The 4,104-nt window shown below is 74.2% G+C and carries 3 protein-coding genes; all 3 read left to right on the forward strand.

The window, feature by feature from the left end:
• Positions 1 to 106: 106 nt before the first annotated feature.
• The 3 genes from ACWD4P_RS37920 to ACWD4P_RS37930 all read left to right on the forward strand — a co-directional run bounded on the left by ACWD4P_RS37920 (position 107) and on the right by ACWD4P_RS37930 (position 3,821).
• Positions 107 to 1,117 (forward strand): 3-oxoacyl-ACP synthase III family protein, encoded by a 1,011-nt coding sequence (locus tag ACWD4P_RS37920; RefSeq protein WP_449782782.1) that lies wholly within the window; start codon positions 107 to 109, stop codon positions 1,115 to 1,117.
• A gap of 341 nt (positions 1,118 to 1,458) precedes the next feature.
• Complete coding sequence (locus ACWD4P_RS37925; RefSeq protein WP_449782783.1) at positions 1,459 to 2,922, forward strand: phenylacetate--CoA ligase family protein; 1,464 nt, start codon at positions 1,459 to 1,461, stop codon at positions 2,920 to 2,922.
• Complete coding sequence (locus ACWD4P_RS37930) at positions 2,919 to 3,821, forward strand: hypothetical protein (RefSeq protein WP_359829598.1); 903 nt, start codon at positions 2,919 to 2,921, stop codon at positions 3,819 to 3,821. Before ACWD4P_RS37925 ends, ACWD4P_RS37930 begins: the two co-directional genes overlap by 4 nt.
• The last annotated feature ends 283 nt before the right edge of the window (positions 3,822 to 4,104 follow it).

The following is a 4,104-nucleotide window of genomic DNA, read 5'->3' on the forward strand; positions in this document are numbered from 1 at the left end:
TCGAGGGCAACCCCCTGAAAGCCATACCCGGAGTCTCTGGGCCTCTGGACCTTACGACGGCCCGTCCAACCCACCAACAACGTAGGACCCCCTGAAGGGCAGTGGCGTGGACTACGGACTGATGTCGTTCGGATCGGCGCTCGGCGAACCCGTCGCCGTCGCGGACGTCGCCGCGCAGTACACCGAGGACGTCGAACGCGTCCTCGCGTACGGGTACCGCGCCATCCACCGCAGCCCGGACGGCGTCGGACTCACCGACCTGGCCGTCGACGCCGCCCGCGCCGCCCTGGACGCCTCCGGCACCGACCCCGCCGAACTCGACCTGGTGGTCCTCGCCATCACCGACATCCCCGAGTACCTGTACTGGGACGCCGCCGCCGCCCTCCAGGCCCGCCTCGGCGCCCACCGCGCCGAAGCCGTCCTCGTCAACCAGGGCTGCGTCAGCGGGATCACCTGCTTCGACCTGCTCGCCGGCCGCTTCGCCACCCACCCCCAGTACCAGCGCGCCCTGGTCGTCGGCGCCAACCGCACCTGCGAACCGTACTGGAACCGGATGCACACCAACTCGCTGCTGTTCTCCGACGGCGCCGGCGCCGCGGTCGCCGGACGCGGCCACCCCGAACTGCGCTGGCGCGCCAGCGAGGCGATCAGCGACGGCCGCTACGCCGACCTCTTCCGGATGGACCAGGGCGGAGCGGCCGCCCCCTTCCGCGGCGGCCGGACACCCCCGCCGGCCCGCGACGCCTGGGAACTCATGGAGTTCTTCGACTACGACACCGAACGCTTCCAGGAACTCCTCGCCCTGATGGGCGAACGGGTGCACGAGGTCGTCGCCCGGGCCTGCCGGCGGATCGGCGCCTCCGTCCCGGACCTGGCCCGGGTCGTCCTGCTCAACGACAACAAGGGCACCCTGACCAAACTGGCCGACCGCCTCGGCCTGCCCGTCGAACGCACCAACCTCGACATCTCCCTGGCCCGCGGCCACTTCGGCGCCGCCGACCACCTCCTCGACCTCCACCACCACCACGCCTCCGGCCACCTCGGCCACGGCGACCTGATCGCCCTGGCCGGCATGGGCCGCGGCATGCACTGGGCCTGCACCCTGCTGGAGTGCTGACCGTGGCAACGGTGAACTCGCTTGCACAACCGGAAGGTTGGCCGTGCACATAGGCTATTGCCGGCCGCCGGACCGTCCCTATACTGCCGTTGCCCGTCGGCCAGAACCCGGCCGCGGGCATCCGCTGCCGCGCCCGGCCGGGCCGGGCGGCCGCCCGTACGAGGGAGAACCGATCATGGTCAAGCACTACCTCAAGTACGCCTTCAGCACCCTCACCGCCGCGATGTTCCTCCACATGGTCTGACCCGACCGACGGGCCGACCCGGTCACCGGGCCGGCCCGACCGACCCCGGCCGGGGCCGGGTGGCGCACCGTCCGACCCTGGCCTGGGGAGAAACCGCTTGTTCGCGACCGCGCTGAGTCAACTGCGCTACGGCGCAGCCATCCTGACGAACCGTCGGATACGCCCGAAAGACCTCGAACGCCTCTCCCGCGACCTCGTCGCCACCATCGCCGAATTCGGCGAACCCGGCGAGGACTCCGCCCTGCTGCCCGGCCGCGCCGGACACGTCGACCCCAAGGTGCGGCGCGAAGTCACCCGCCGCAGCCTGCGCGCCACCGCCGGCGCCGCCGCCCGGCACACCGCCCACTACCGCCGGCAGTTCGCCGAACTCGACCTCGACCCGGCCACGTTGGAACCCGAGGACTGGACCCGCGTCCCCGTCACCCCCAAACAGGCCCTGCGCGCCCTGCCCGCCGCCTTCGTCTCCGACGCCGCCACCCCCGCCCTGATGGCCCTCACCACCGGCACCAGCGGCACCCCCACCGCCGTCTGGTTCTCCCGCGCCGAACTCGAGTACGCCATCGCCTTCAGCACCATCTCCGCCGTCCTCGGCCTCGGCCTGCGACCCCGCCACACCGTCGCCTACGCCGGCTGCTCCCGCGCCACCCTGCCCCTGGTCAACGCCGAGGAATCCGCCACCCGCGCCGGCGCCGGCTTCGTCCAGTTCGGCACCATCGGCCCCGCCGTCGCCCTCGACCGCCTCGCCGCCCCCCTCGGCCTGCCCGGCAAGGACCCCCGCATCACCCACCTCACCACCTCCGCCTCCTACCTCGCCGCCCTCGTCCAGGAAGCCGAACAACACCAGTGGCAGAGCGCCGACTTCGGCCTCCGCTCGATCAGCGTCGGCGGCGAGGTGCTCTCCGCGCCACTGCGCCGCCGCGCCGAAGCCGTCTTCGGCGCCACCACCACCTCCGCCTACCTGATGACCGAGATCATCCCCGCCGGCGCCACCCCCTGCACCCACGGCCACCTCCACCACACCACCGAGTTCGGCCACCTCGAAGTCCTCGACCCGCTCACCGGGCAACCCACCGCCCCCGGCGCCACCGGCACCATCGTGCACACCCCCTACGTGCCCTACCGCGACTGCACCCTGCTGCTGCGCTACGACACCGGCGACCTCGTCCGCCTGCCCGCCCAACCACCCACCTGCGAACTCGCCCACCTGCCCGCCACCTCCGAGATCCTCGGCCGCTGGAACGGCCCGCTCAGCACCACCGTCACCACCCGCGACGTCCTCGACCTCGTCGAAGCCGAACCCGAAATCCCGCTGCCCGCCCGCCACGCCCTCACCGAAGGCCCCGACGGCCCAAGCGGACCCGCCCGCCTCCACCTGCTCGTCCACCGCCTGCCCGCCACCGCCCTGCACGGCCGCCTGGAGGACCGCGCCCGCGCCGCCGGCCTCCACCTGGCCGACATCGTCCTGCACGAGGACCGCGCCGCCATGCCCCCGACCGCACCCCTCCGCGCCGACCTGCGCGAACACACCTTCGACACCCCCGGCCGCGGAGGCACCGCATGAACGCCGACCCCGCCGCCCTGACCGCCCTCAGCGCCGCCGTCGCCGCCGAGACCGCCCTCGCCGCCCACTACCTCGCCCGCATCCGGATGCCCCGCCCCCCGGTCGGCGTCTACACCGGCGGCGACATCGCCGTCCTGTGCGCCGGCGTCGTCCTCGCACCCCTCCTCTACACCGCCCTGCCCGGCGCCGCCGTCTCCGCCGTCTTCGGCCTCGTCGGCTGCCTGGCCCTCCAGTTCACCCTCGCCCCGCTGCTCGCCGGCACCCCGCTGCGCGCCACCCCCTGGTCCTGGGCCGCCGCCCTCACCGCCACCGCCGCCACCGCGCTCGCCGCCCTCACCGGCCACCCCGGCGCCGCCCGCGCCGGCAGCGACCTGATCATCGCCACCGCCGTCATCGGCGTCGCCAACCTCTGGACCCAGAGCGGCATGCGCTCCACCCACACCGCCGCCCTCGCCGCCGTCCTCACCGGCTACGACCTCGCCGCCACCACCCTCACCGACACCACCACCCGCTTCTTCGCGCAGGTCCAGGACCGCCCCTTCGCCCCCATGCTCGCCCTCACCGGCGGCCCCACCCCCGTCGCCGTCGGCCTCGGCGACCTCCTGCTGCTCGTCCTGTACCCGCTCGTCGCCGCCAAGGCCCACGGCCGCACCGCCGCCCTCACCGCCGCCCTCGCCGGCCTGCTCACCACCAGCGCCGTCAGCGCCTGCTTCGCCGCCGGCTGGCTCACCACCGGCTTCCCGCTGCTCACCGCCCTCGGCCCGCTGATCGTCGCCCAGCACCTGTACTGGCGGCGCCGCTCGGGCGGCGAACGCACCACAGCCCAGTGGCGCGCGGGCCACCCCCTCCCACTGCGGACCCCCGCCCACGCGCCCGGCGGCACACCCCCGGGCGCATAGGGACCGTCTCCTGGCTCCTGCCGGGCCCGCGACGCCCCCCAGCCTTCGGCCGGGAGGGCCCCAAGACACAAGCGCACCTCGCCGCGTTGTCGTCGGCCGACTTCCCACGCGGACAGTGGACGGGCTGCGCCCGGGCCGTCCCGAACACCGAGTGCCCTCCCGGCCCCTCCGGCAGGGACACCAAGGTGCGGGCGGGGCTCGTGTGCGGGCACGCGAGCCCCGCCCGAAGAGGTACGAGCAGCACCTGGACGTCGACTTCACCAAGTTCGACCCGCAGAACCAC

Source organism: Kitasatospora sp. NPDC002543 (assembly GCF_053594915.1).